Source organism: Streptomyces sp. NPDC028308 (genome assembly GCF_055565855.1).
The window spans coordinates 208142-231529 of record NZ_JBVHTO010000002.1 but is presented as its reverse complement, the minus strand read 5'-3'; the positions used below and the strand labels follow the sequence as shown (position 1 = coordinate 231529).

Genomic DNA, 23388 nt, shown 5'->3' with positions numbered 1-23388 from the left:
ACGCTACGGCGATCTCCAGTACGAGCAGCAGTGCTGAGCGGCGTCCGAAGATCCGGAACCCTGGGCGCCGACGACCGCTGGCTCGTTCGGCCTCTCGAGAGAACGTCGGTGCGGGTGGCGTCGGCGCGGAGCCTAGTTCTCCGCCGGGGTGAAGCGGTCCAGACCCAGTACGGCGAGCAGCTGGAGCTTCTCGTAGCCCTCGGTCCGCGGCGGAGCGGTCAGCACGAGGAGCGTCTGCGAGCGGTCCTCGGTGAACAGTGCCTGGCAGTCCAGCTCGATCGCGCCGAGTTCGGGGTGGAGAAGCGTCTTGTGGTCCTCGAAGCGCTGAGCGACCTCGTGCCGCGCCCACAACTCGGCGAACTCCTCACTCGCTTTGTGCAGGGCCCGTACGAGCTCACCGGCCCTGGACCGCGGACCGCGTACTCCGTGGGCGGCACGCAGGCTCGCGACCTGGGCGCGGCTCTGCCGGTCCCGATCGGCCTCGGGATAGATCGTCCGCTCGGCGGGATCGGTGAACCACCGGTAGATCGCGCTCCGGGCAAGCCCTCGGTGGTTCGACGCGTCCCCGAACAGGGCAGTGGCCATCCTGTTCTGCACCAGCGTCTCGCTCAGGTCGGTCAGGACGAGCGCCGGAGTGTCATGGAGGCGGTCCAGCACCCGTAGCAGGGCGGGCGCCACATGCGGTGAGAGGGACAGGGCCGTCGGCGCGTTGTGCCCGGCGATCCGGTACAGGTAGTCGCGCTCGTCCCCCGTCAGCCGCAGCGCCCGGGCCAGAGAGGCCAGCATGTGCTCGCTGGGCTGCGGGCCGCGCTGCTGCTCCAGCCGTGTGTAGTAGTCGGTCGACATCACGGCGAGGGACGCGACCTCTTCGCGCCGCAGCCCCCGGGTACGCCGACGCGTGCCCGGGGGAAGGGCTACGTCCTCGGGTTGGAGTGCCTCGCGTCGGCGGCGCAGGAAGTCGGCCAGTGCTGCGTGGTCCATGTGGTCGAGTATCGCTCTGCCCCCGTGGGCGAGCCAGGGATCGCCGATCCCCCGATAACCGGTCTCTGCACCCCCGCCGGCGGAACGCCGACCATCGGGGCATGAACATCTCCGGAAACACCATTTTCATCCCCGGTTCCACCAGCGGCATCGGTCTCGCCCTCGCTCTGGAACTGCGGGCTCGCGGGAACACCGTGATCATCGGCGGCCGGCGAACCGAGCTGCTGGAACGGATCGCGGTCGAGCACCCCGGCATCGGCACGGTGCGGATCGACACGACGGACGCGGCGAGTATCGCGTCCGCCGCGAAGCAGGTGCTTGGCGAGTATCCGGACCTCAACGTCCTCGTCACCATGGCGGGCGTGATGTACGCCGAGGACTGGAGTAGCCCGTCCTCGTTCCTGGCCTCGGCGGAGACCACGGTGACGACGAACGTGCTCGGTCCGATCCGGCTCATCGCCGCGTTCGTCGATCACCTGCGCGCCCGGCCGGACGCCACGATCATGACCGTGTCGTCAGGGCTCGCGTTCGCTCCGTTGGGCATCACCCCCAGCTACAACGCGTCGAAGGCGGCGATCCACATGCTCAGCGAGTCGCTGCGCCTGCAGTTCGCCGGCACCTCGGTACGGATCGTGGAGCTCGAACCGCCCGCCGTCCGCACCGCGTTGATGCCGGGGCACGAGGACAACGAACACGCCATGCCTCTCGACGAGTTCGTCACCGAGGTCATGGACCTGATCGAAGCGCAGCCCGACGCCGAGGAGATCCAGGTCGAGCGCGTGAAGTTCCTGCGCTACGGCGAGGCCCGCGGTGACTACGACCAGGTCGTCAAGACGCTGAACGGGCACGCTGCGCGGGCGGAGTAGGGCTTGCCTCTCGTAGGCCGGGCCTGCGGACCTGCCCGTGATGGGAGCAGCGCTCCGGCGGCGCCAGGCCTCGGTGGGAGGCCGCGGCGATGGGCGGTCCTGAGTTCACTCAGCGTGCCCGGACCCGGGCCCAGCCCATGTCCGCGTCCGCGTCCGCTGCCAGTGCGGCGCCGAAAGACAGCACCCCTCGGTGTGACGCGCTGCCGTGTGGGAGTGGCGAGGCGGGACGCGGACCTCCGCTCACTCCCGCGCCGGTTCCGGGGTCGCCGTCCAGCTGGCCAGGAGGTCCAGGCGTTCGGCGGTCCGGGACGCGGGCTCCGGTGTGTAGGCGACCAGCATCTGATCCGGGTCGCCGGCCACGGCCAAGGTCTCGTAGGGCAGCGTCAGTTCCCCGACCAAGGGGTGCCGCACACGCTTCGCGCCGTACGTCTTCTCCTTGACCTGGTGGTCCGCCCAGAGTCGGCGGAAGTCCTCGCTGCCGATGGACAGTTCACCGACCAGCGTGGCCAGACGGCGGTCGCGCGGGTGGCGGCCCGCGTCCAGTCGCAGGTGGGCGACCGTCTCCGCCGCCACTGCGGCCCAGTCCGGATACACCTCACGCGCCCGCGGGTCGAGGAAGACCTGACGCGGCATGTTGCGCTCTTCGGCGGGCATCCGCGAGAACCTGACGACGGCGTCCCCCAGCGCGTTCCAGGCGAGGACGTCCATGCGGCGCCCGAGCACGAACGCGGGGACCCGGTCCATGCTGTCGAGCAGCAGCCGCAGCCCGGGGCGCACCTTCTGCACCGCAGCCGGGGAGGCGGACGCCCGGCGGGGCCCGGGCCTGGCCACCGTGCGCAGGTATTCCTGCTCGGTGGGGTCCAGTCGCAGGACGCGACCGACGGCGTCGAGCACGGCGTCGGAGACGGAGGTGCCGCGGCCCTGCTCCAGGCGGATGTAGTAGTCGACACTGACGCCGGCGAGCTGGGCGACCTCCTCGCGGCGGAGTCCGGGGACGCGCCGCCTGCCGTGCGGGGGCAGCCCGACCTCCTCGGGCTGTATCCGAGCGCGCCGCGAGCGCAGGAAGTCGCCGATGTCCGCGTCCCTGGATGTGTCCATGTACCGATCCTAGGCGTCGCCTCCCATCCGATCCTGGTACTGGTGGACCCAGGAAAACGGCCACCCTGGGTAACAACCTCGGCCTGTCGCAGGGTGGTTGCCGTGACCGCGAGACACCCCGGTCACGGCAACCCGACGACACCACCACCCAGGAGCCCTCATGTCGTACGACACCCTCGCCGGCCGTACCGCCCTCGTCACCGGAGCCGCCAGCGGTATGGGAGAGGCCACGGCCCGGAAACTGGCCGCGCACGGTGTGCGTGTGGCCCTGCTGGCCCGACGCGCACACCGCCTGACGGAGCTGGCCGCCAAGATCGAGGCGGACGGCGGACAGGCCCTGGTGGTCGCAGCCGACGTCACCGACCAGGCATCCGTGGACGCGGCGGTGCGGCAGGTGCACGCCGCGTACGGGCAGGTGGACCTGGTCGTCAACGCGGCCGGGGTCATGCTCCCCAACCCCATCACCCACGGTCGTACCGACGAGTGGCAGCGCATGCTCGACACGAACGTGGCCGGTGCCCTGCGGGTCATCCGCGCGTTCGCCCCCGACCTGATCGCGTCCGCCGAGGACGGCCGGACGGCCGACCTGGTGAACATCTCCTCGATCGGCGCCCACATCACCTTCCCCGACTACGCCGTCTACGGGGCCACCAAGGCGGCTCTCACCTATCTGTCCCAGTCCTTGCGTACCGAGCTCGGCCCGCGCGATGTGCGCGTCACCAACATCGAACCGGGCCTCACCAGCACCGAGTTGGGCGGCCACATCGACAACGCGCAACTGTCCGGTCAGCTGGCGGGCATGTTCGACGCGCTGACGGGGCTGTCTGCGGAGGACATCGCGGATCTGATCGTCTACGCCACCAGCCGGGCCCGCCACGTGAACCTGCGCCAGGCGGTCATCCTGCCCACCCGCCAGGCGTAGGAGCGGCGGCCGCCCTGTCCTGGCAGTCTCAGCGCAAAAAGAATGCCCCCTGTGGGGAACGAGGCGCACATGTCCTCGTGTCCCTCCGCTACCAGTACGCCGAAGCCTCCTGCGGGGTGGGATGCCCTGGTCAGGCCCTCCGCGAAAAAAGACCGTGTGTCGCCTTCGCGAATCCACTTCCAGGCGACCCTGCTGGAGCGAAGCAGGGCATTACGTGCAAATGTGCCTGCTCGTACGCGCCTGGAGTCCCCCTGGACGGGAAACAGGGCAACCGGTACGGTATTGACATACCGCGCGTGCTGTTTTTTACTCGTGGTGCTGGGGAAGCACTAGAGCTCCACCAGACCGCAGGGGGACGCGTGGACATCGAAATACTCGGCACACTCGCCGTACGACTCAACGGCATACCCGTCACGCCGACGGCACCCAAGCCGCGCCAAGTGCTCGCGCTCCTGGCACTGAGGGCGGGGCAGGTCGTTCCGGTGAGCGACCTGACCGAGGAACTGTGGGGAGCCAGGCCCCCGCGCAGTGCCCGCGCGACCCTGCAGACCTACATCCTGCAACTTCGCGAACTCATCGGCGCCGCCCTGGAGAAGAGCGCGGGCGACGGCGCGGAGCAGCGCGGCCCGGCCAAGGACGTCCTGCTCACCGTCCCCGGCGGCTATCTGCTCAAGGAGGGCGAGGGTGCCAGCGACGTGAAGGACTTCGAACGCCTCGCCGGTTGCGGCTACCGCGCCATGGACGCCGGGGACGGACCCCGGGCCGCCAGTCTGCTGCGCGAGGCGCTCGACCTGTGGACCGGCCCGGCACTCTCCGGCGTCCAGGTGGGCCCTCAGCTGCGGACCGAGGTCAGGCGACTGGAGGAGAGCCGGCTGTGCGCCCTGGACCAGCGTGTCGACGCGGACCTGCGGCTCGGCCGGCACCGTGAACTGCTCGGAGAGCTGACCGTGCTGGTCGGTCAGCACCCCACGCACGAGAGCCTGTGCGGCCAGTTCATGCTGGCGCTCTACCGTTCGGGTCGTCGTGGCGAGGCGCTGGACGCCTACCAGCGGCTGCGCGCAACCCTCGTACGCACCATGGGTCTGGAACCGTCTCCGACGCTGGCCAAGCTGCAGCGCTCCATGCTGATGTCCGGCCCCCGCACACTGCCCGGGCGCGCCACGACGCACGCCCCCGTGGCCACCGTCGGCTGACGGAACGTCATCTCGCCGCGTCGCGGGTCGTTTTGCGTCCTCTCCGCCAGAAATCGAGCACCGCTCAGGTTCGGTCGTGCAGCGTTGAGCACATCTGGAGGAAGGGGTCGCGCATGCCGTCGCAGTCAGTGTGTGTCGCCGAGCAGACCGTCACGGTCGCGGCGCCCGCCGACGTCGTCTACGGCATGCTCGCCGACGCGCCGCGCTGGCCGGTCCTGCTGGCCCCCTTCGTCCATGTCGAACGCCTGGGCTTCGACGGCGCGCAGGAGAGCCTGCGCCTGTGGTACCTGCGGCACGGTGCGGTGCGCTCCGCGCTGGCCCGGCGCGAACTGCGCCATGGTGAACGCCGCATCGACTTCGAGACGCGCGACGACCTGCTGCCCGACGCTCCGACGTCCGGCTCCTGGAGCGTGGCGTCCGAGAGCACCGACCGGTGCCTGCTGACCCTGCGCCAGGAGAGCCCGCGCGGTTCCCGGGATGAGACCGAGGCACTCCGGGCGGACGTGGCAACGGAGTTGGCGGCACTCCGCGAGGCGGCCGAGCGGTGGGACCGACTGGACGAACTGCTTCTGTCCTTCGAGGACAGCGTGTACGTCTTCGGCTCCTCGGAGCTGGTCTACGACTTCCTCTACCGCGTCAAGGACTGGGTCGACCTGGTGCCCGACGTGGAGCGGGTCGATGTCACCGAGGACCAGCCGGGCGTCCAGTTGACGGTCCTGCACACCTTCGATCCCGACACGGGGGACACGCGGGTGTCCGAATCCGTACGGCTGTGCTTCCCGGCCGCCGGACGGATCGTGCACAAGGACATCGTGACGCCCGATCTCGTCGCCGCGCACTGGGGGGAGTGGTCACTGCAACCGGACGAGAGCGGAGTTCGGGTCGCCTCGGTGCACCAGGTGATGCTCGACGAGAGCGCGGTCCCGTCCGTGCTGGGCGCGGACGCTCCGCTCGTGGATGCCCGCCACCACGTACGCGAATGGCTGGGACGTTCTAGCACCGAGGCCCTGGACCTGGCGCGCTGGCACGCCGAGAGCGCCGTACGCCGACTGCGATGAACACCGCCGCGGAACAGACCGGCAGAACGAGCGCAACCACGACGACGAGGAGGCCCGCGATGGTCCTGACCCGGCCGCTTCCGGGCACCGACCGGCACCCCGCGTCATCGACCCCGGCCCGCCCGGCGGACGACGCGTTCGGTGCGGCGCGGTACGCGGCGCACCTGGAGGCCCTGCTGGGCGATCCCCGGGACCGCACCAACCCCTACGGGCGTGCCGCCCTGTGGGCCGCGGAACCTGGCGCTCTGCCCGCCCCGCCCGCCGGGCTGCCTGACGCCACACAGGTGAGGGCCGCACCATGGCAGATCGCCCGCGCCCTGCGCCCGCTCCTTCGCCGGGATCTGGCCCTCGCGCACGCCTGGACCACGGGTCCGCTCCTGAATACCGTCGTCCCGCCACCGACGGCTGCGCTGCTCGGGCCCGCGGCGCTGCTCGCCTCGGCAGCCGGCGTCCTGCGCGCGGCCACCCGCATCGTGGACGGCCTGTGCGCATACGAGCCCGGTGCCGGGCAGTGGCGGCCGGTCCTGGCCTCGGCCTTCGCCGATCTCCTCGCCTGCGAGAGCCTGACCGCCGTAGCTCTGCGCTCCCGCACCCAACGGACTCCGGACACGGATAGGCCGGAGCCGGCCCAGGGCGGGCAGTGGCTCACCGACGTCGTGGGGTACCTCGTGCCGCTGCTGCTCGACGAGTTGCTCGGCGATCTCGAACTGGTGCTGAACGAGTGCGGGTTCGGCTCGGACACCCTCGAACGGCGCACGCTGGCCCGAATCCAGCGGGACAAGGTGTTCGCCGGAGCTGACTGGAGTACCGCACGTGACGCCCAGGCCCGTGTCGTGCGCGCACTGAACGCGGCGAACAACCCGCGGACGGCCCACGCCCGCTACCCCGCCGAGCTGTTCAGGATCACCGAGGGCATCACCACCGTGCCGGACGGCGACAGCCCCCAGGCATGGGCAGCGGCGCTGACGGCTGCCGGTGAGCGACTCGCCGACGGCAGCCGTCCCGGCACCGCCGCGCTTTCCCGCCTCGTCCGCAAGCTGCTCGTCGAGCAGCGGGAGCTGCAACTCGCCTGTGTGGCCGTTGCCGTTCACGACACCGCCGACCCGGCGGCACGGGCGCTGGCCGACCGTCGGGCCCTACTGGCGCTCACCGTCGCGGTGTTGGGCGTGTGGGACGCGGCGGCCGGGACGCATCCCAGCTTCCTCGGCGGGAGCGACTGGGCGCTTCTGGCACTGGGACGGATCACTTGGCGGCTCGCCCTGCCCGTGTCCGACCGGACGCCCGAGACCTCGCCCGTATGGGACGAACTGGCCCGGCGTGCGGCCGACCGTGTGGACTGCGACCTGTATGCGACGAGGACGGCGTGGTGAGCGGGCCCCGGGGCCTCGGACCCGTCGTCGCCGCACCGGCGTCGCCGCCGCCGTGCCATGCCCCCGGGCCGGACGGGCCGTGGGAGGAGGTCCAGGAGCGGGTCGAGGAGACGGGCCGGGCGGTGGTGCACGCCACCTGGGGCCAGTGGCTGACCCCTGTCCTGCTGGACCCCGGGCTGCGCACCCTGCTGGGCCGAGACTGGCCCCGCTACCGCCAACACCCGGCAGCCGCGGGCCGGATGAGCCTCGCCGTCTCACGGGCCGTGGTCAAGTACACCGCCGCCGCCGCACTGCAGGTACCCACGGACCGGCTCGACCTGGCCTACCTGCCGGGCGGGCGCCCCGTGCTGCGCGGGCTCGGCGCGGACCTGGAGGTCAGCCTCACTCACACCGGTGAGCTGATCGTGGTCGGAGTCAGCCGCAGCGGGCCCATCGGCGTGGACGCCGAACCCGTAGACCGGCGTATCTCGTTCGAGGCGCTGCGCGAGCACGTGTGCACCGCCGAGGAGGGTGACGTGCTCGCGGCTCTGCCCGAACCGGAGCGTACGGAGCGGTTCTTGCGGCTGTGGACGCTGAAGGAGGCGTACACCAAGGCGCTGGGGCACGGCATGCGGCGCCGGTTCTCGGCGGTCGGTTTCGAGTGGGACGCGACGGGCGGCGCTCGTCTTGTCGGGGACGCGGACGGGGAGTGGGCCTTCACCACACATCTGGTCGGGGGCCGCTTCTGGGTGAGCGAGGCGCACTGCCGGAGCACGGCACAGCAGTCCCGGTCACAGGCACCCGCACCCGCGCCCACACCCGCTCCGGCGTCCGCGCCCGCTTCAGCGGCCGGATCCGCATCAGCGCAGGGGCGAGAGCTTTCATCGCCGTCGGACGTGAAGATCATCGACTTTCCGGGGCGTCGGAGCCCCCGACGGCAGTGAGCGCCGGGGCCGGGAGGCGGCTTGCCGGAGCTTCGCGCCGACGCGCGGTGCCGAAACGATTCGTCACTGGGGTCGAGGCGCCCGGCACGGTTGTTCGGACGCAGGCGTGCGGCATTGGGAGGGACGGGTGAACAGCCGTCACGAGCACCTGGGCACCGTTCCCGCGGTGGTGCACGAACCGTCCTCGACCGGATCACCGCTCGTCTTCGACCTGTGCTCGCTCACCCGGACCGGCGCGGAGGCCGTCGCGGCCCGTGTCGCCGCACGCCACCGGGGCTACGACGTCGCCCTGGCCGACGGTGCGGACACGGGACGGATTGGCAGGTCCGCCCAGCGGCTCACCCTGCACGCTCGTACCGGATCCCGCGCGACGCTCACCGATGACCTGCTGGCCGACCTGCTGGCACCGTCAGAGGCGGAGACGATCCCCGTGAGCGGGGATCAGCGGAGCCTGCTCACGGCGGCGGTCGAGGACTCGAACGGGTCGGGCCGGTACGTGGAGCAGCTGTGGTGGGACTGGACTGGGCCACTGGACTCCGGCCGGTTCATCACCGCATGGCAGTCCGTGGCCGAGCGGGAGACGGTCCTGCGGGCCGGCTTCGACCTCGCGGGCTCTGCTCGCCTGGTACTCCACGATCGTGTGGCGGTTGAGGTCGTCCACCACGCGCACGCCGGCGTCGCGCTGGGCGAACTGCTCCAGCGGGAACGGGCCCGCGGTTTCGAGCTGTACCGGCCCGGCCTGCTGCGCGTCCTGCTGCTGGACGGGCCGCATGGGGACGGCGCCGCACGGGGGCCCACGCGTGTGGTCCTCAGCTGGCACGCCGCCCTGCTGGACGAGCGCGGAGTGCGGCTGCTGGTACGGCAGTTCTACCGCTCCTATCTCGCCGGCGGCGTCCTGCCCGGCGGGCAGCGTCGTCCCGATCTCCGTGACCACGCCCGGTGGCGGGCCCGGCAGGACCCGGCCGGAGCGAGCGCGTTCTGGGCCTCGGCCGCACCGCCGGCCGCTGCCGCCGTCAGGGTGGGCCGCCAGAGCGGGCCACCCCTGCCCGGCAACGGGGGACGAGGCCGTATCGAGTGCAGGCTCAGCGCGTCCCAAACCGCCCGGCTGTGCGCGTGGGCCGCGGACCGGGGCGCGGGGGAGAGCAGTGTGCTGCACGTGGTGTGGGCGCTGCTGCTGTACTGGGCGGCCGGTGCCCGCGGCCCGCTGCCGGTTGCGTTCGGCGTGCACGTCTCCGGGCGGGACATGTCGCTGCGGGGCGCGGCCGACACCCCTGGACTGCTCGGTGAGACGCTGCCCGTCACCGTCACCGTGGAGCCCACCGCGCCGCTGGCCGACCTGCTGCTGCGGGTCCGGGACGCCGCGCTCGACCTGCCCCCGTACGCCTGGGTCTGCGAGGAGAACATCCGCCGGTGGAGCGGACGCGGACCGGACGCCGGCCTCGTCGAGACCACGGTGCGTTTCGACAGCAAGCCCGACCTCCCTCAGGATCTGCGGGCCGAACTGGCGGCGCAGGGCATCGGGGCGGGCCCGCCGCACAGTACCGGTGGCGACACGGCGACCCCGTTGACCCTGGCCGCGCACCACGACAGCGAGGGCACCCTCGTACTGGCCGCCCTGTACGACCGGGCGAGATTCACGGCCACCGACGTCCGCACCGTCCTCGACCAGTGTCTGCACCTGCTGGACGGTCTGCCCAAGCACCGGGACGAGCATCCGACGGTGGGCGACGCCCTGCACCTGCTGGCGGGTTCCTCGGTGTCCGGCATGGCACCACCCCCGCCCGGAGGCACCGGCTTCCGGCTCGCGGTACTGCGGGCCGGGGAGCCGGGCGCGGACGTCGTGTGCCTGGTCACCGCACCCGGAGTCACTCCCGGCGTGTACGACACCCTTCTGCGCGAGCACGAGGGGCCGCAGCGCATCCTCTCCCTAGCGATGACCGGCCTGCGGGTGCCACCCGGCCCTCTGCCCGAACTGGTCGGCGAGGGACGTCGATTGCTCCTGTGCGGATCAGGCTCCGCCGCCGGGCCCGCTCACGACATCGCCCGTCGCACCGCTCGGCGCACGGGGAGGGCACCGACCGTCGTGATGACAGGTACCGGCGGCGCGGACCCGAGCGCGCGGGCGCTGTCCCGAGCCCTGGAGGCGGTGCTGGCACGCAGCACGTGACCCCAGACCACGGCGTCCGAGATCGAGTACGGCAGCCGGAGGGCGGGGGTCATGTGTGGCGTGCCAACGACCCTGGTGGGCAAATGGGTTGGGCTACGTCTGGCGGCGTGATGCCGGAGGGGGCCGTATGAAGAACCGAGAGTGGGTGTCCCAGGTCAACGAGCCGTGGACATACGGACGATGACCGGGCGCGGAGTGGGCGTGCCGCCTCTGAGCGAGCCGACGCCCCAGACCTGCCGGGTGCCCGGAACCGCTGCGTAGTCTTCGAGTTCGAGGTGCTGCCCGCACCCACGCTTGCCTGACCGGGAGGTCGAGCAGTGGGGTTGGGCGATCCGCCTCGCCTCGCCGGATGCTGTCAGGTAGCGCTTGGGCGTGAGAAGAAGGCCGCCCGCGATTCCGCCGGTCGCGCAGCACGGGGGTCGGTCCTCCTCTTTCCACCGAGAGCCGTCCCAACGTACGGCGAGCGGGGCGAAGTAGGCGTCGGTGTCCCCGCCTTCGCTCGAGACGGTGCCGAAGGCGCGCACATCCTCCGCCGAGACAGCGATGACTCGGGTGAGTTCGCCGTAGTGCGGGTCGCCCTTCGGGCCCGGCGCCAGGTCGGGCATCGTCGTCTCCGTCCACTGGCTGCCGTCCCAATGTGCCCCGGCAAGGCCTGGGTTGGCCTCAGGTGTCAGTTCGGATCCCACCGCCCACAGGTCGCGCCCGGACACACCCGCCAGCGCCTGCGCCCGGCCGGGCAGCCGGGAGGCGCGCCATTGGTGTCCGTCCCAGTGCCAGGCGGTGCGCGAACCGTCGACGATCCAGGCGTCCTCGGGACCGAAGACGGCGGCGCCCCTCACGATCTGGGGGAATTCCCGGGGCAGGCGGACGGTCCGCCATGCCGTGCCGTCCCAGTGCGCGGCCAGTGGCGGACGACTCCTGTCCGGATTGGTGAGGACGCCCGCGAAGAGCCACACGTCGCCGGGGCCGGAGGAGTCGAGCCGGACGGTCGGGAGCTCATCGAGGCGGCGGCGCAGTTCGGACGGAAGGTCGTAGGGGCGCCAGACCTTCCCGGAGTAATGGAAGAGGAGTGTCTGCTGGTCGTCCACCCAGCCGGTGACGGGGCTCTTTCCCACGGCCCAGGCGTCGTCGGCGGAGGCGGCCGCGATGTCGGTGAAGGAGGCGTTGGTGCTCTGACCGGTGTAGTCGTAACTCCAGCCTGGGGCAGCGGCGTTGCCGTCAGGACGACTGGTACGGGACGAGCGGTCCTCGTGTCGTCCTCGTGAGTCGCTGCATCCCGCGAGCACCAGGAGAGCTGCGCAGAGAGCGGCGACGCGGCGCATCGTGGGCATGAGTCGTCCCTGAGGTCTCGGTCGTCGGCGGGCGGGTGGGGGAGCGGGCCGGATTTTACGTGAAGCATCACGCCAGGTGAGAGGGGTTCTCACCGGTAGCAGGCACGGCAGCACGCGGCAGATCTCGGGGCGAGCGGAGAGCGGTGGAGGGAGGGCTCCTGCCCGTCTCATCGACGTCGTCCCCGTCGCCCCGCGCCGCGCGCTACGTTCTTGCGCATGCCTTCGACGCGACTTGACTTGGACCGGATCCGCGCGGCCCGCGGGATCATCGACCCGGTCTTTCTGGACACACCGCTGTATCAGTGCGACGCGTTGGGACGCGAGCTCGGCTGCACGGTGAGCATCAAGCTGGAGACGGCGAATCCGGTGCGCAGCTTCAAGGCGCGTGGCACGGAACTCGTCGCGCGGCTGCTGGCGGACCGGGGCGAAACCGAGGCGGTGTGTGCGAGTGCCGGCAACCTCGGGCAGGCGCTGGGCTGGTCCGGCCGCCGCCGGGGCGTGCGGGTGACGGTGGTGGCCGCACGCATGGCACCCGCGATCAAGCTCGACCGTATCCGCGCCTCGGGAGCCGAACTGGAGGTAGTGGACGGTGACTTCGAGAGCGCCCGTGAACGGGCCGCGCACCTCGCGCGACTGCGAGGCATCCGACTGGTCGAGGACAGTCTCGACGTCGAGACCTGCGAGGGCGCGGCGACCATCGGCCTGGAACTGGCAGACTCGGCAGCCCCGTTCGACGCCGTACTGATCGCCCTCGGTGGGGGTGCGATGGCCACCGGGGTGGGCTTCGTCCTCAAGAGTCTGTCTCCGGACGTCGAGGTCATCTGCGTGCAGCCCGCCGGCGCACCCGCGATGACCCGCTCATGGCACCGGCGCCGAGTCGTCACCACGGGGCCGACCGACACGATCGCCGACGGCGTCGCCGGCCGGTATCCCATCCCCGCCGTCCTGGACGACCTCATCGCGGTGGCCGACGACGCCGTCCTCGTCCGCGAGGCGTCCATCGTCACAGGCATGCGCATGCTCCTGGAGTGTGCCGGCCTGCTCGTCGAACCCTCCGCGGCCCTCGGCGTCGCCGCCGTCCTGGAGGACCGGGACCGCTTCGCAGGCCGGCACATCGCCACCGTCATCTGCGGCAGCAACGTCGACATGGACGCGTACCGCAGCTGGGTGCACGTATAGAGCCCCGCAACAACTGGATGGACGGGTGGTTGTACGGGAGAGGCGGCGCGTTCGTCCACGGGTCACGCCTGTGCCGCGGTCACGCCTGCGCCGCCCGGTGCGTAGCCCACGAGCACGATCCGCAGCCGAACTGTACAGTCGGGTTCAGCTCCGCGGGTAGGGTGCGACCATGGACGACGAAGCGCTGGCGGAAGAGCTGCGCCACACGATCGGCGAGCTGGTCCGGGCCGTACGCACGGTGGACACCATGCCGTCCGGAGAAGCCGCCGCCCTGGGACACCTCGACCGCGGCGGTCCGCAGACGACGGCCGAGTTGGCGCAGCGCCGTCGGGTGACGCACCAGTCGGCTGCCAAGACCGTCAAAGAACTCCTGGCCGACGGTTTCGTCCGCACCGAGCCCCACCCCACCGACGGGCGCAAGCTCCTGGTCCACATCACGGACGCCGGACGCGCCCGGTTGCAGGCCGAACGAGAGCAGCGGTCAGGCCGGCTCGGAACCGCGATCAGCGAAGCGCTGGACGTGGATGAGCGGCGCCAACTGAGTTACTGCGTACGCCTGTTGGCTCGACTGACCGACCGCCTGCGGAGCTCGTGAGGGACGGCATCACAGCTGGATGCTGGTGCCGGGGGCCAGGCGGGTGATCGGGGTGCCGGTAAGCCCGTTCTCACCCAGGATGTTGGCAGTGGACTGCTGTCCGAGGTCACTGAGCATGAGTTCGTGGATCTGGATGATCCGCTCGGGCTCGACCCTGCGGACGTAGTCGGCGGCTTCGCCGAGTTTGGTCCAGGGGCCGCTGGTCGGCAGCAGGAGCGTGCGCACGGCGGCGTCGGGTGCGAAGTAGGAGTCCCCGGGGTGGTACACGGCTCCGCCGTCCAAGAGGTAACCGACGTTGTCGGGGCAGGGGATGTCGGCGTGGATCAGCGCGTGCCGGTGTCCGTGGACCGAGACGTCGAGGGCGCCCACGGTGAAGGTGTCGCCCGCGACGACGCTGTGAACGCGGTCCCCGTAGCTGCCGAGGGCGGCCCCGACGGCGGCTGTGCCGTAGACATGCAGCTCGGGTCGGGACTCCAGAGCAGCGGCGACGAGCTGCTCGTCGAAGTGGTCGAAGTGCTCGTGAGTGATCAGGACGGCGTCGGCGCCGGCGACGGCCGCTCCCGCGTCCGGGGTGAAGGTGCCCGGGTCGATGACCAGGCGCGCGTTGTCCTTCTCAAGGGTCACGCAGGCATGGGCGTGCTTGGTGAGCTTCATGGTGATCCTCCGCAGGAAATTATCTACAACCAAACTGTACAGGTAGGCTGTGAATAAAGTCAGGTCGGTTGACAGAGAGCGGCGTGCGCGTCGGCGCGTTGCCTCCGCCGCCGCAGCGCTGAGCGCAACGCCGACGGGCCCGCGCCGGTAACCTGACGATCATGGGGGAGTGGGTGATGCGGGCGGCCACAGCGGCGGACATCGAGCCGGTGGCCGAGCTTCGCGCCGTGGTGATGCGGGCAGATCTGGAGCGGCTCGGCCGGTACGACGAACGCCGGGTGCGGCAGCGGCTCCGCGCCAACTTCGAACCGGCGCACACGTGGGTGATCGAGGTGGGCGGCGCGTTCGCCGGTTGTGTGGCGCTGCGTCCGGTCGAAGGGGCCCTCTGGCTGGAGCACTTCTACCTGGCCCCGCACCATCAGGGTTCGGCTATCGGTTCCGCCGTCCTGCGTGCCCTCCTGGAACCATGCGACCGCGAGGCGACCCCGGTGCGCCTGAACGTACTCCGGGGCAGCGCGGCCCGGCGACTGTACGAACGGCACGGATTCGTCTGCGAGGCCGAGGATCCCGTCGATGTCTTCATGGTGCGCGAGCCGGTACGGGCAGAGTCCGTCCGGCCCTGAGCGGACAGAGCGAACGGCGCGGACAGAGCGGCGTCGGGCAGGCCGAGAGCAGGCCCGGCAGGCGGCTCAGGCGGGAAGGCCATGCGACGGCCGTGCGGCAGTGTCGGCGCGCCGCGTCACACCGGCGGGACCCAGGTACATCATGGCCTTCACCTCGGGTCGTACGGGGATGGCACAGTGTCACTTCGGAGCGACCAGAGACAGCTGAGGAGGCGACCGTGGGCGGCGCACAGGGCAACGAAGGCGAGCAGGCGACCCGTTGGAACGGACCGGCCGGCAACGCCTGGGTGGCCGCGCAGGACATGCTGGAGAACCTCTTCAGACCTCTCGAAGAGCTGCTCGTCGAGGCGGTCGCCGCCGCTCCTGGGGGCCGGGTGCTCGACGTCGGCTGCGGCACGGGTTCCACCACCCTGGCCATCGCGCGGCGACTCGGCCCATCGAGCCGTTGCGTCGGTCTCGACATCTCCGAGCCGGTGCTTGCCGCCGCCCGGGAGCGAGCCGAGCGGGAGCGGGCCCCGGTGTCCTTCATCCTCGGAGACGCGCAGGAGCACGCGTTCGACCCGGGAGCGTTCGACGCCGTGGTGTCCCGCTTCGGCGTCATGTTCTTCCCGGATCCGGTCCGCGCCTTCGCGAACCTGCGCCAGGCCGCCGCGGACAACGCCCTCTTGCGAGCCATCGCGTGGCGCGGTCCCGAGGACAATCCCTTCATGACGACGGCCGAGCGCGCCGCGGCACCGCTCCTGCCGGATCTCCCGGTCCGTCGACCGGACGAGCCGGGCCAGTTCGGTTTCGCCGACGCGGACCGGGTGGGCGGCGTCCTGAGGGAGAGCGGCTGGTCCGACGTCGACATCCGACCGATCGACGTGACCTGCGTCCTGCCCGAAGCCGAACTGGTCGGTTACTTCACCCGCTTGGGCCCGGTCGGCTTGCGGCTGCGGGAGGCGGACGAGCAGACGCGCGCGCAGGTCGTCGCAATGGTCCGCCCCGCCTTCGAGCCGTACGTCCACGGCGCGGACGTACGTTTCACGGCGGCCTGCTGGATGCTTTGCGCCCGCGCGTCGGCGTAGGCCGAGGAAGGGTCGACGGGGCAACTTGCCAGGGGAGGCTAGGTAGTTCCCCATGCTGGGACTGCCAGCACCGGAGGCGCCACTTCCGTACCCCCAACGAGTTGTCAGTGACGGGGCGCTTGAATAGCGAGAGAAGGTGACGTCGGAGGGCGTAAGCGGCGTCAGTCCAGGTCGGACATGTCGAGGACGAAGCGGTAGCGGACGTCGTTGTGCCGGAGACGGTCGAGGGCCTCGTTCACCTGTGTCGAGGGGAGGAGTTCGATGTCGGCGGTGATGCCGTGCTGGGCGCAGAAGTCGAGCATGGCGGCGGTCGCGAGCCTGCCGCCGCTGCCTCCCGAGCTGAGCTTCTTCCGCCCCACGAGCAGGTCGGTGGTCTCCACGGTGACGGACCCGAGGTGTCCGAGCTGGCTGAGCGTCCCGTCCAGGGCGACCAGGTGCAGGTAGGGACCGAGGTCGTGCGGAGCGGCGATGGTGTCGATGACCACGTCGAACCGGTCGCGGGCAGCGGCCATTTGTGCCTGGTCGGTCGAGACGAGGAAACCGTCGGCACCGAGACGACGAGCGTCATCGGCCTTGTCCGCTGAGCGGCTGATGACCGTGGTGTCGGCGCCCAGCGCGACGGCGAGCTTGACCGTGAGATGGCCCAGACCTCCCAGTCCCGCAACGGCGACCTTGGTTCCCGGTCCCACTCCGAGGGCGCGCAGCGGTTCCCACACGGTGATACCGGCGCACAGCAGAGGCGCGGCGGCGGCGGGATCCAGACCGGCGGGCAGGCGGTAGGTGAAGCGCTCGCTGACGACGTACTCGCGGGAGTATCCGCCAAGGGTGGTCGACCCGTCGTGCCGGTCTGTGCCGTCGTAGGTCAGTGTCGGGAAGGCGTGGCAGAAGTTCTCCTGGTCGGCCCTACACATGGCGCACTCGCCGCACGAGTCGACGATGTTGCCCACGGCCACCAGGTCCCCGACGGTGAAGTCACCGACCTGGGGTCCCGTCTCGGTGACCGTGCCGGTGAACTCGTGCCCGGGCACCAGAGGTGGACCCCCGGCGCCCTGGCGGGCCTGAAGGGCGTGCAGATCGCTGTGGCAGACACCGCAGAAGTCCACGCGGACCGCGATGTCGTCCGGGCGTAGATCCCGACGTTCCAGCGGCGCCCGACGCAGTGCCGACGAGGCCTCTTCCAGCTGCCAACCGACGGTGCTCCTCATGGCATCTCCCTTTAGACAGACTGTTCGGTCTATTCACGGTAGGCACACGGATCCGGAGAAGCAAACCAACTGTTCTGTCTGATAGCGTCGAGGTATGGCCGATCAGCCCCTGACCTCCCGTGGAGCCGCGACCTACCAGCGCATCCTCGATGTGGCGACCCAGGAGTTCGCCGAGCACGGGATCGCGGGTGCGCGCGTGGAGCGGATCGTGGCCGCGGCGCGCACGAACAAAGCGCAGCTCTATGCCTACTTCGGCAGCAAGGACGGGCTCTTCGACGCCATCTTCTTCGGCTCGCTGGAACGAATCGTCAACGTCGTACCGATCGACGCCGACGACCTCGCGGACTGGGCCGTACGCCTCTACGACGAGTACCTCCGACGCCCCGACCTCATCCGACTGGCCACCTGGGCACGCCTGGAGCGGCGCCCGACCGGGCACCTGGTCGAGGACCCCGACCGTCTCGACGACCGCAAACTGCGCGCCATCGCGGAGGCTCAGGCGGCTGGCCTGGTGCGCGAGGGGGACCCTTTCGACGTCATGGCCATGGTGATCGCGATGTCCATGGCCTGGTCCCCGGTCAGCAACGTCTACGCCGCCACCGCGCAGGAGCCCTCGGAAGTGCACGAGCAGCGTCGCACTTTGCTCCGCGAGAGTGTCCGCCGCGCCATGGCGGCCGACTAGATCTCGGGCCCGCCCTTGGGGTGTCGCATCATCGCCGGTGCTCCGCATCGACGCGCCTCCTCGGCTATGCCGTGCGTACGCACCAGACTCGCTGGGGCGGCCGAGAGGACCGCATCTCGCAGCCGGGCTCCTCCGACGACATTGTCAGTGTTGAGCCGCGGAAGCTTTTCCGATGAGTTTCCGGTGGCTGCGTGGTCTACCTGTCGACGAAGGGAGCGCACCATGCGCAAGATCAACGTTTGCACGTTCCTGACGCTGGACGGCGTCATGCAGGCGCCGGGTGGCCCGGACGAGGACTCTGAGAGCGGCTTCGAGTACGGCGGCTGGCAGAAGCCGGTGGCCGACGACGAGGTCGGCGCAGCCATCGCCGGCTGGTACGAGGGCTCCGACGCGATGCTGCTCGGCCGCAAGACCTACGACATCTTCGCCGCGTACTGGCCGACCGCAGATCCCGAGAACCCGTTCACCAGTCGGATGAACACCATGCACAAGTACGTGGCGTCCCGGACCCTGACGTCCGTCGAATGGCAGAACTCCACGCTGCTGGAGGGCGACACCGCGGATGCCGTACGCAAGCTGAAGGAATCCGACGGCGGCGACATCAACGTCGTGGGCAGCGGCGACCTCGCTCAGACCCTGATGCGGCACGGCCTCGTCGACGAGTACCGGCTGACCATCCACCCCGTGATCATCGGCACCGGAAAGCGGCTGTTCGCCGGCGGCGCGATCCCCACCGCGCTGGAGCCGGTCAGCGTGTCGACGACGAAGGGCGGCACCGTCGTCGGCATCTACCGTCCGAGCGGCGAGCCGAGCTACGACAGCTATTAAGCGTTGTTGTCCGGGGCGACGGGGGCCCGAAGGAGGATGCGCCCGACGGGGGAGTCCGTGCGTCGCCCGTGGTGGAGGTCCTCTTCTTGCCGATGACCGATGCGGGTGGCCGGGCAGCGGCTTGGATGTGGCTGGTGCACCGCTCGACGGCACTGGGTGTCTGTAGGTCTCGCGATCGGAGGCTGTTGGCCTGCTGCCGGCGTCCCACGGGGCCGGCGATGTCGGCGGTCGGCTGGGACGGGGACCGTCGTAGGCATCCGACGTGGTGCGGGCTCAGGCGACGAGCACCAGGGCCCTGCACATGGCCAGGCAGTAGAGGGCGACCGCCGCCGCCCGCCTCCGCACGCTCGTGTGGGCGCGTCGCCCGTGTTGCCGGACCTTACGGATTCGAGTGGGGGGGCTCGGCGGCTCCGCCACGAGTGTGATGAGCAACGTCAAGGCCCGCGGGGACGGTCGGGGCCTGCCCAAGCAGGGCCGCCTCCCGACCGCCCTCAGCCGACCGCTTACCAGGGCACTTCGCCGTTCTCGTCCTGGAAGGTCCCGGTCGGGCCGTCCGCGTCGAGAGTCGCGAGGCGTACGACGACCTTGGCGCTCTCCTCCGGTGACCGTCCTATGCCGAACGCCGCGGTCAGGTCTGTGGCGGTGGTGCCGGGCTCGACGGCGTTGAACTTGATGCCCGGCTGGGACTTGGCGTACTGCACCGTGAGCATGGTCGCTGCCGACTTGGACGCGGAGTAGAGCGCCAACGGCAGGTTGAACTCCGGCCGTTCCGGATTGGTCACCGCCCAGAAGGACCCGGCGCTGCTGGAAACCGTGACCACGGTGGGGTTCGAGGACTTGCGCAGCAGGGGAAGCGCCGCCTCCGTGACGCGCACGACCCCCACCGCGTGGGTGTCGAAAGCTCGGAGTGCCGTGGGACCGTCGAGGGTGCCGTTCCCCAGGATGCCCGCGTTGTTCACCAGGACGTCGAGCCGGCCCTCGGCCGAGTCGATCGTGGCCAGGGCCCTGTTCACCGATGCGTCGTCGGTCACGTCGAGTTGCACGAAGCGTGCGCCGAGCGCCGCAGCTGCCTTCTCGCCCCGCTCGACGTCACGAGCGCCGACGTAGACGACGTGGCCCAACGCCAGAAGCTGCCTGGCCGTCTCGAATCCGATGCCTTTGTTGGCCCCGGTGATGAGTGTGATGGTCATGGGTGTCCTCAAGAGTTACGTGGCCCAGGTGGGCAGTTGGTGTTGTTCGGACTGTTCATCGAGTTGCTGACGCCGACCCCGTAGGTCAGCCATTCAGCCGGTCAGTTGGCGGAGCAGTTCGCCGGCGTCGTGCAGCGCTGTCATGTGTACGAAGCGCCCGTCGCGCACTTGGTAGATGGCGTACTCGACGATCTCGAAGGAGGCGCCGGTCGGTGCCACGCCCAGCCACTCCTTCACCGGAGTACCCGTGTTGATCAGACGGGCGGCAAGACGGTCGCCGTCGAAGAGCAATTCCTTGAGTTCCCAGTGAAGGTTCGGGACCGCGTCCACGTCATGCTTCTGGACCGCGATGAGGTCGTCCCGGGTGGCGCGCTCGCCGTTCAGCGTCGTCCGGTCGTCGATGAACTGGGCCATGCCGTCGAACTCGTGGGCGTTGAGCGCCTTGATGTAGCGCAGGTAGAACTCGCGTAGGTCGCTGTCGGACATCAGTGGGCCTTTCTGTGGGGCGGCCCCGAATCGGGGATGTGTGATCGGCTGGCGATGACGTTCAAGGGAGTTGGGCCCCTTCGTGGAGGTGGCCGCTCGATGAGGGGTGTGCGTCTCTCGCGCACGCCACCTCGAAGTTCGCTGAACGGAGACGAAATGTGGGGGAGTAGCTGCGTATCTGGGAATCTGCAGGGCCTAGTCCTCGCCCTTCTGTATTTGAAAATCCAAAATGAAGGCAGGTGAATGCTCGACCGCGGAGGTCATGTCCTCAACTCAGGAGCGAGTGAAGCCCGTTGAGCGAGACCTGCCGCAGCAGTCCGGGTTCGACCCCTGCCTGAGCCGTCACGCGCAGGCCGGAGATGAGCGCCATCACCAGCAAGGCGCCCTCCTGGGGATCGGCATCCGCTCGGATACTGCCGTCGAGGCGCCCGGCCTGGATCGCCTCCTCCAGTAGGCCCACGTGGTCACGCAGGTCCCGATCGAGAATGCGGGTCACGCGCTCGTCCCGCTCGCGCAGGTCCGGAGCCATCAGGCTGTGTACGACCATGCAGCCCGCCGCATGCCCCTGCTCCCGCGCGGCACGCTCCTCCTCGACGACCCCCTCCATGAGGATGCGAAGCCGCTCACCTCCGCTGAGCTGGTCGTCGGTGAGCAGCTTCGTCCGGGCCTCGCGGTATGTGGCGACGTACCGCTCCAGGGCGCGCACGAACAGTTCGTCCTTGGAGATGAAGGCGTTGTACAGGCTGCTCCGCCGCACCCCCGCCGCCTCGCAGAGCTGCTCGGTCGAGGTGTCGGCGAAGCCGTGCACCCGGAATTCCGCCGCCACCGCGTCAAGCACGGCGGCCTCGTCGAACGATCGTGGCCTACCCATGTCGACGATGCTATCAGGTTCTGTATCTCAGAATCCAGAACGCGGCAGCGATCGGCCTGGAGGCATCGGACGCGAGCCGAATAACGCTCCGCACGCCCGGCCGCTCCCTTGCGTCCGCCGGGTCCGACAAGCAGCGGGTCGGGCATCGTCGCGGAAAGATCAGTAGGGTCGTCCGCGTGCGTGATGTGCGGGTGCTATTGATCGGCGGGACGTCGAACGTCGGAAAGTCGACCGTTGCCCAAGTAGTGGCGGAGAGGCTCAAGTTCGAGTGCTTGAGCACTGACCGGCTGGCCCGGCATCCTGGGCGACCCTGGAGAACCCCGGAGTGGGAGGTGCCGGCGCACGTTGTCGAGCACTACAGATCACTCACGGTGGACGAACTGATCGCGTCCGTTCTCGGCCACTACGATCGGTTGTGGCCCCGTATCGAAGAGCTGATCAACGTCCATGCGGCCGAAGGCAGCAGCAGGTAGGGCCTGGTCCTGGAGGGCTCGGCACTCTGGCCCGCCCACGTCGGGAGGCTGGAGGTCCCGCGGACCGCTGCCGTCTGGCTCACCACGGACGATGCTTTGGTACGTGCTCGCGTTCACGCAGCGGGCCGCTACACAGCAGCTACCGACGAGGAGCAGCAGCTGATCGACAAGTTCCTGGCCCGTACTGAGCATTACCAGGCCCTCATGATCGATGCCATCGACAGGTGGGGCATGGATCGCATCGACGCCGGTGGGGGACGGTCCGCTGCACAGGTGGCGGACGCCGTGCTCGCAGCAGTCAACGCTCAGGCCACGGTGGGACGGTTGGCTGACGGGCGATGAGCACGCGCGCCGGTTCACCTGCGCCGTTGCTCCGTGATGTGTCGGCCTTCAGCGACACAAACGATCGTTCCGCCCTGTTGCAAGGCGGGGGGCGAGCGCTGGGGAGGGGACACAGGCCCGTTGCTGCGTGACCAGCAGGGTGCGGATCCGCGGTCGGGCGGTGCCTTCAGCTCGCCCTGGTTTCCGTCACCGGGTCCTCCGAGCTACGTGCGTGATCGAACCGAGCTGTCTCCAGCAGCTCTTGCCATGAGCGGACGGCCGGCCGGCGCCGTAGCAGGGAGCGTCGTTCTCGCTCAGTCATGCCACCCCAGACGCCGTACTCGATGCGCCGGTCGAGGGCGTGGGCCAAGCACTCCGTGCGCACCGGACAGCCCGTGCACAGTGCCTTGGCGCGATTCTGCGCGGCGCCCTCGACGAACAACTCATCCGGGTCGGCCGTCCGGCACGATCCCTGCCCCATCCAGTCGGCGTTCGTCATACAGCGTGCCGCCCCCTCTCATGGCTTCCCTGCGAGCACGCATGGTCTCCCCCCACCGGCTCATGCATCACGCTACGTCATCTGACAACTGATCAAAAGTCGCGTGCGCACGGCTCTTTGAGGGTGATCGGCATGAGATCGGAGCGACGTGGCCGTCTGCCCTCGTGTGTTGACCGGGCTTGCGCGGAGACCGACGACCCGTCGGGGCAGGTCGGGCTCGGGAAGGCGGTGGCGCACAGTGACCGCACCGTGGATGGTCAGGCCGCTGGGGAGTCACGGCAGCATGATGGTCTTCGACCGCTGGATCACCTGTTCCGCTCGGGCGATCATGTCGTCGTCGACAGGTGGCGGTGTCTCACCGGCCCGCGCGGGTGTGCTGTGATCGAGCATGAGCTGCTCCAGGCCGGCCGGCGTGTAGATGAAGAGCAACCTCGCGGCGTAAGTGCGGCGGTTCTTGAAGCCGTGCCGGATGCCCTTGGGGGCGTGGGTGTCCATGAATTCCAGTTCACCGTCAAAGAACATAGAAGGTCTCGTACTCGTCGGTGTGCGCGTGAGGGACGGGACCGCCACCAGCCGGAACTGTAGCCTCGATGAAGCCTATATTTCCTTTGGTCTGAGCGCTCGCCGCCTTGACCGTGTAGATGTCGTCCGCGGCCCACACGGTCGGGCCTTCGCCGGACGGCACATAGAGCGCGCCCCGCTTGTTCCACATCGGATCATCGGGCGCAATCTCATTCAGCAGAAAACTCATGTGGTGAGTTGGCGCGAACGCCTGTGTTCGAGTGCGAGATACCTTTGCGTCCTTA

At 69.9% G+C, this 23388-nt stretch carries 24 protein-coding genes and 1 pseudogene; 14 read left to right on the top strand and 11 right to left on the bottom strand.

Annotated elements, in window-relative coordinates:
- Positions 1 to 132 precede the first annotated feature (132 nt).
- Positions 133 to 981, bottom strand: coding sequence for a helix-turn-helix transcriptional regulator (locus tag ACZ4VA_RS05330; RefSeq protein ID WP_402378224.1), 849 nt, complete (start codon positions 979 to 981; stop codon positions 133 to 135).
- Between the two features lie 101 nt (positions 982 to 1082).
- On the opposite strand from ACZ4VA_RS05330, the gene ACZ4VA_RS05325 reads away from it, so the two are divergent.
- Positions 1083 to 1847 (top strand): SDR family oxidoreductase, encoded by a 765-nt coding sequence (locus tag ACZ4VA_RS05325; protein WP_468079902.1) that lies wholly within the window; start codon positions 1083 to 1085, stop codon positions 1845 to 1847.
- 240 nt (positions 1848 to 2087) lie between these two features.
- Here the strand turns inward: ACZ4VA_RS05325 and ACZ4VA_RS05320 are convergent, their stop codons facing one another.
- The gene (locus ACZ4VA_RS05320; RefSeq protein WP_468079900.1) at positions 2088 to 2945 is read right to left on the bottom strand and encodes a helix-turn-helix transcriptional regulator; all 858 of its coding nucleotides are present in this window, start codon (positions 2943 to 2945) and stop codon (positions 2088 to 2090) included.
- Positions 2946 to 3105: 160 nt separating this feature from the next.
- Here ACZ4VA_RS05320 and ACZ4VA_RS05315 point away from each other — a divergent pair, with 160 nt between their 5' ends.
- The 6 genes from ACZ4VA_RS05315 (at position 3106) to ACZ4VA_RS05290 (ending at position 10578) form a co-directional block, all read left to right on the top strand.
- Positions 3106 to 3867 (top strand): SDR family oxidoreductase, encoded by a 762-nt coding sequence (locus tag ACZ4VA_RS05315; RefSeq protein ID WP_356170705.1) that lies wholly within the window; start codon positions 3106 to 3108, stop codon positions 3865 to 3867.
- Positions 3868 to 4226: 359 nt separating this feature from the next.
- The gene (locus ACZ4VA_RS05310; protein ID WP_468079897.1) at positions 4227 to 5060 is read left to right on the top strand and encodes an AfsR/SARP family transcriptional regulator; all 834 of its coding nucleotides are present in this window, start codon (positions 4227 to 4229) and stop codon (positions 5058 to 5060) included.
- Positions 5061 to 5173: 113 nt separating this feature from the next.
- Positions 5174 to 6118: an SRPBCC family protein gene (locus ACZ4VA_RS05305; protein ID WP_468079895.1), complete on the top strand. Its 945-nt coding sequence runs from the start codon at positions 5174 to 5176 to the stop codon at positions 6116 to 6118.
- A gap of 59 nt (positions 6119 to 6177) precedes the next feature.
- Positions 6178 to 7488 carry a hypothetical protein gene (locus ACZ4VA_RS05300; RefSeq protein ID WP_468079893.1) on the top strand — a complete coding sequence of 437 codons (1311 nt, stop codon included), beginning with the start codon at positions 6178 to 6180 and terminating at the stop codon, positions 7486 to 7488.
- A complete protein-coding gene (locus ACZ4VA_RS05295; protein WP_468079891.1) occupies positions 7485 to 8411 on the top strand; it encodes a 4'-phosphopantetheinyl transferase family protein in 927 nt (308 codons plus the stop codon). Before ACZ4VA_RS05300 ends, ACZ4VA_RS05295 begins: the two co-directional genes overlap by 4 nt.
- Before the next feature lie 127 nt (positions 8412 to 8538).
- On the top strand, positions 8539 to 10578 hold the full coding sequence (locus ACZ4VA_RS05290; protein WP_468079889.1) for a condensation domain-containing protein: 2040 nt from the start codon (positions 8539 to 8541) through the stop codon (positions 10576 to 10578).
- A gap of 155 nt (positions 10579 to 10733) precedes the next feature.
- Here ACZ4VA_RS05290 and ACZ4VA_RS05285 read toward each other — a convergent pair whose 3' ends face one another.
- Complete coding sequence (locus ACZ4VA_RS05285) at positions 10734 to 11909, bottom strand: hypothetical protein (protein ID WP_468079887.1); 1176 nt, start codon at positions 11907 to 11909, stop codon at positions 10734 to 10736.
- 216 nt (positions 11910 to 12125) lie between these two features.
- Here ACZ4VA_RS05285 and ACZ4VA_RS05280 point away from each other — a divergent pair, with 216 nt between their 5' ends.
- Both ACZ4VA_RS05280 and ACZ4VA_RS05275 read left to right on the top strand, forming a co-directional pair.
- Positions 12126 to 13088, top strand: a complete 963-nt coding sequence (locus tag ACZ4VA_RS05280) for a threonine ammonia-lyase (protein WP_468079885.1) — start codon at positions 12126 to 12128, stop codon at positions 13086 to 13088.
- Positions 13089 to 13257: 169 nt separating this feature from the next.
- A complete protein-coding gene (locus ACZ4VA_RS05275; RefSeq protein ID WP_468079883.1) occupies positions 13258 to 13683 on the top strand; it encodes a MarR family winged helix-turn-helix transcriptional regulator in 426 nt (141 codons plus the stop codon).
- A 9-nt stretch (positions 13684 to 13692) separates the two neighbouring features.
- Here the strand turns inward: ACZ4VA_RS05275 and ACZ4VA_RS05270 are convergent, their stop codons facing one another.
- Entirely contained in the window at positions 13693 to 14337 is a 645-nt protein-coding gene (locus ACZ4VA_RS05270) for an MBL fold metallo-hydrolase (protein ID WP_468079881.1), read from the bottom strand.
- 161 nt (positions 14338 to 14498) lie between these two features.
- Here ACZ4VA_RS05270 and ACZ4VA_RS05265 point away from each other — a divergent pair, with 161 nt between their 5' ends.
- Complete coding sequence (locus ACZ4VA_RS05265; protein ID WP_468079879.1) at positions 14499 to 14960, top strand: GNAT family N-acetyltransferase; 462 nt, start codon at positions 14499 to 14501, stop codon at positions 14958 to 14960.
- Between the two features lie 218 nt (positions 14961 to 15178).
- Complete coding sequence (locus ACZ4VA_RS05260; RefSeq protein WP_468079877.1) at positions 15179 to 16027, top strand: class I SAM-dependent methyltransferase; 849 nt, start codon at positions 15179 to 15181, stop codon at positions 16025 to 16027.
- 161 nt (positions 16028 to 16188) lie between these two features.
- Here ACZ4VA_RS05260 and ACZ4VA_RS05255 read toward each other — a convergent pair whose 3' ends face one another.
- Positions 16189 to 17232, bottom strand: a complete 1044-nt coding sequence (locus ACZ4VA_RS05255; RefSeq protein WP_468079875.1) for an NAD(P)-dependent alcohol dehydrogenase — start codon at positions 17230 to 17232, stop codon at positions 16189 to 16191.
- 94 nt (positions 17233 to 17326) lie between these two features.
- Between ACZ4VA_RS05255 and ACZ4VA_RS05250 the strand changes: the two genes are divergently transcribed.
- Both ACZ4VA_RS05250 and ACZ4VA_RS05245 read left to right on the top strand, forming a co-directional pair.
- Positions 17327 to 17914, top strand: a complete 588-nt coding sequence (locus ACZ4VA_RS05250; RefSeq protein WP_356170740.1) for a TetR/AcrR family transcriptional regulator — start codon at positions 17327 to 17329, stop codon at positions 17912 to 17914.
- A gap of 222 nt (positions 17915 to 18136) precedes the next feature.
- The gene (locus ACZ4VA_RS05245) at positions 18137 to 18742 is read left to right on the top strand and encodes a dihydrofolate reductase family protein (protein WP_356170743.1); all 606 of its coding nucleotides are present in this window, start codon (positions 18137 to 18139) and stop codon (positions 18740 to 18742) included.
- A gap of 503 nt (positions 18743 to 19245) precedes the next feature.
- Here ACZ4VA_RS05245 and ACZ4VA_RS05240 read toward each other — a convergent pair.
- From ACZ4VA_RS05240 to ACZ4VA_RS05230, 3 genes are all read right to left on the bottom strand, one after another.
- Entirely contained in the window at positions 19246 to 19932 is a 687-nt protein-coding gene (locus ACZ4VA_RS05240; protein WP_468079872.1) for an SDR family NAD(P)-dependent oxidoreductase, read from the bottom strand.
- Positions 19933 to 20025: 93 nt separating this feature from the next.
- Positions 20026 to 20418: an ester cyclase gene (locus ACZ4VA_RS05235; RefSeq protein ID WP_468079870.1), complete on the bottom strand. Its 393-nt coding sequence runs from the start codon at positions 20416 to 20418 to the stop codon at positions 20026 to 20028.
- Between the two features lie 268 nt (positions 20419 to 20686).
- Positions 20687 to 21289, bottom strand: a complete 603-nt coding sequence (locus tag ACZ4VA_RS05230) for a TetR/AcrR family transcriptional regulator (protein ID WP_468079868.1) — start codon at positions 21287 to 21289, stop codon at positions 20687 to 20689.
- Between the two features lie 191 nt (positions 21290 to 21480).
- Between ACZ4VA_RS05230 and ACZ4VA_RS05225 the strand changes: the two are divergent.
- Positions 21481 to 22104: pseudogene (locus ACZ4VA_RS05225) on the top strand (hypothetical protein).
- 166 nt (positions 22105 to 22270) lie between these two features.
- Here ACZ4VA_RS05225 and ACZ4VA_RS05220 read toward each other — a convergent pair.
- The 3 genes from ACZ4VA_RS05220 to ACZ4VA_RS05210 form a co-directional block, all read right to left on the bottom strand.
- Positions 22271 to 22582 carry a WhiB family transcriptional regulator gene (locus ACZ4VA_RS05220; RefSeq protein WP_389389774.1) on the bottom strand — a complete coding sequence of 104 codons (312 nt, stop codon included), beginning with the start codon at positions 22580 to 22582 and terminating at the stop codon, positions 22271 to 22273.
- A gap of 273 nt (positions 22583 to 22855) precedes the next feature.
- The gene (locus ACZ4VA_RS05215; RefSeq protein WP_356170758.1) at positions 22856 to 23104 is read right to left on the bottom strand and encodes a hypothetical protein; all 249 of its coding nucleotides are present in this window, start codon (positions 23102 to 23104) and stop codon (positions 22856 to 22858) included.
- Positions 23094 to 23333 carry a cupin domain-containing protein gene (locus ACZ4VA_RS05210; protein WP_356170761.1) on the bottom strand — a complete coding sequence of 80 codons (240 nt, stop codon included), beginning with the start codon at positions 23331 to 23333 and terminating at the stop codon, positions 23094 to 23096. The genes ACZ4VA_RS05215 and ACZ4VA_RS05210 overlap by 11 nt, the downstream gene beginning before the upstream one ends.
- Positions 23334 to 23388: the final 55 nt, after the last annotated feature.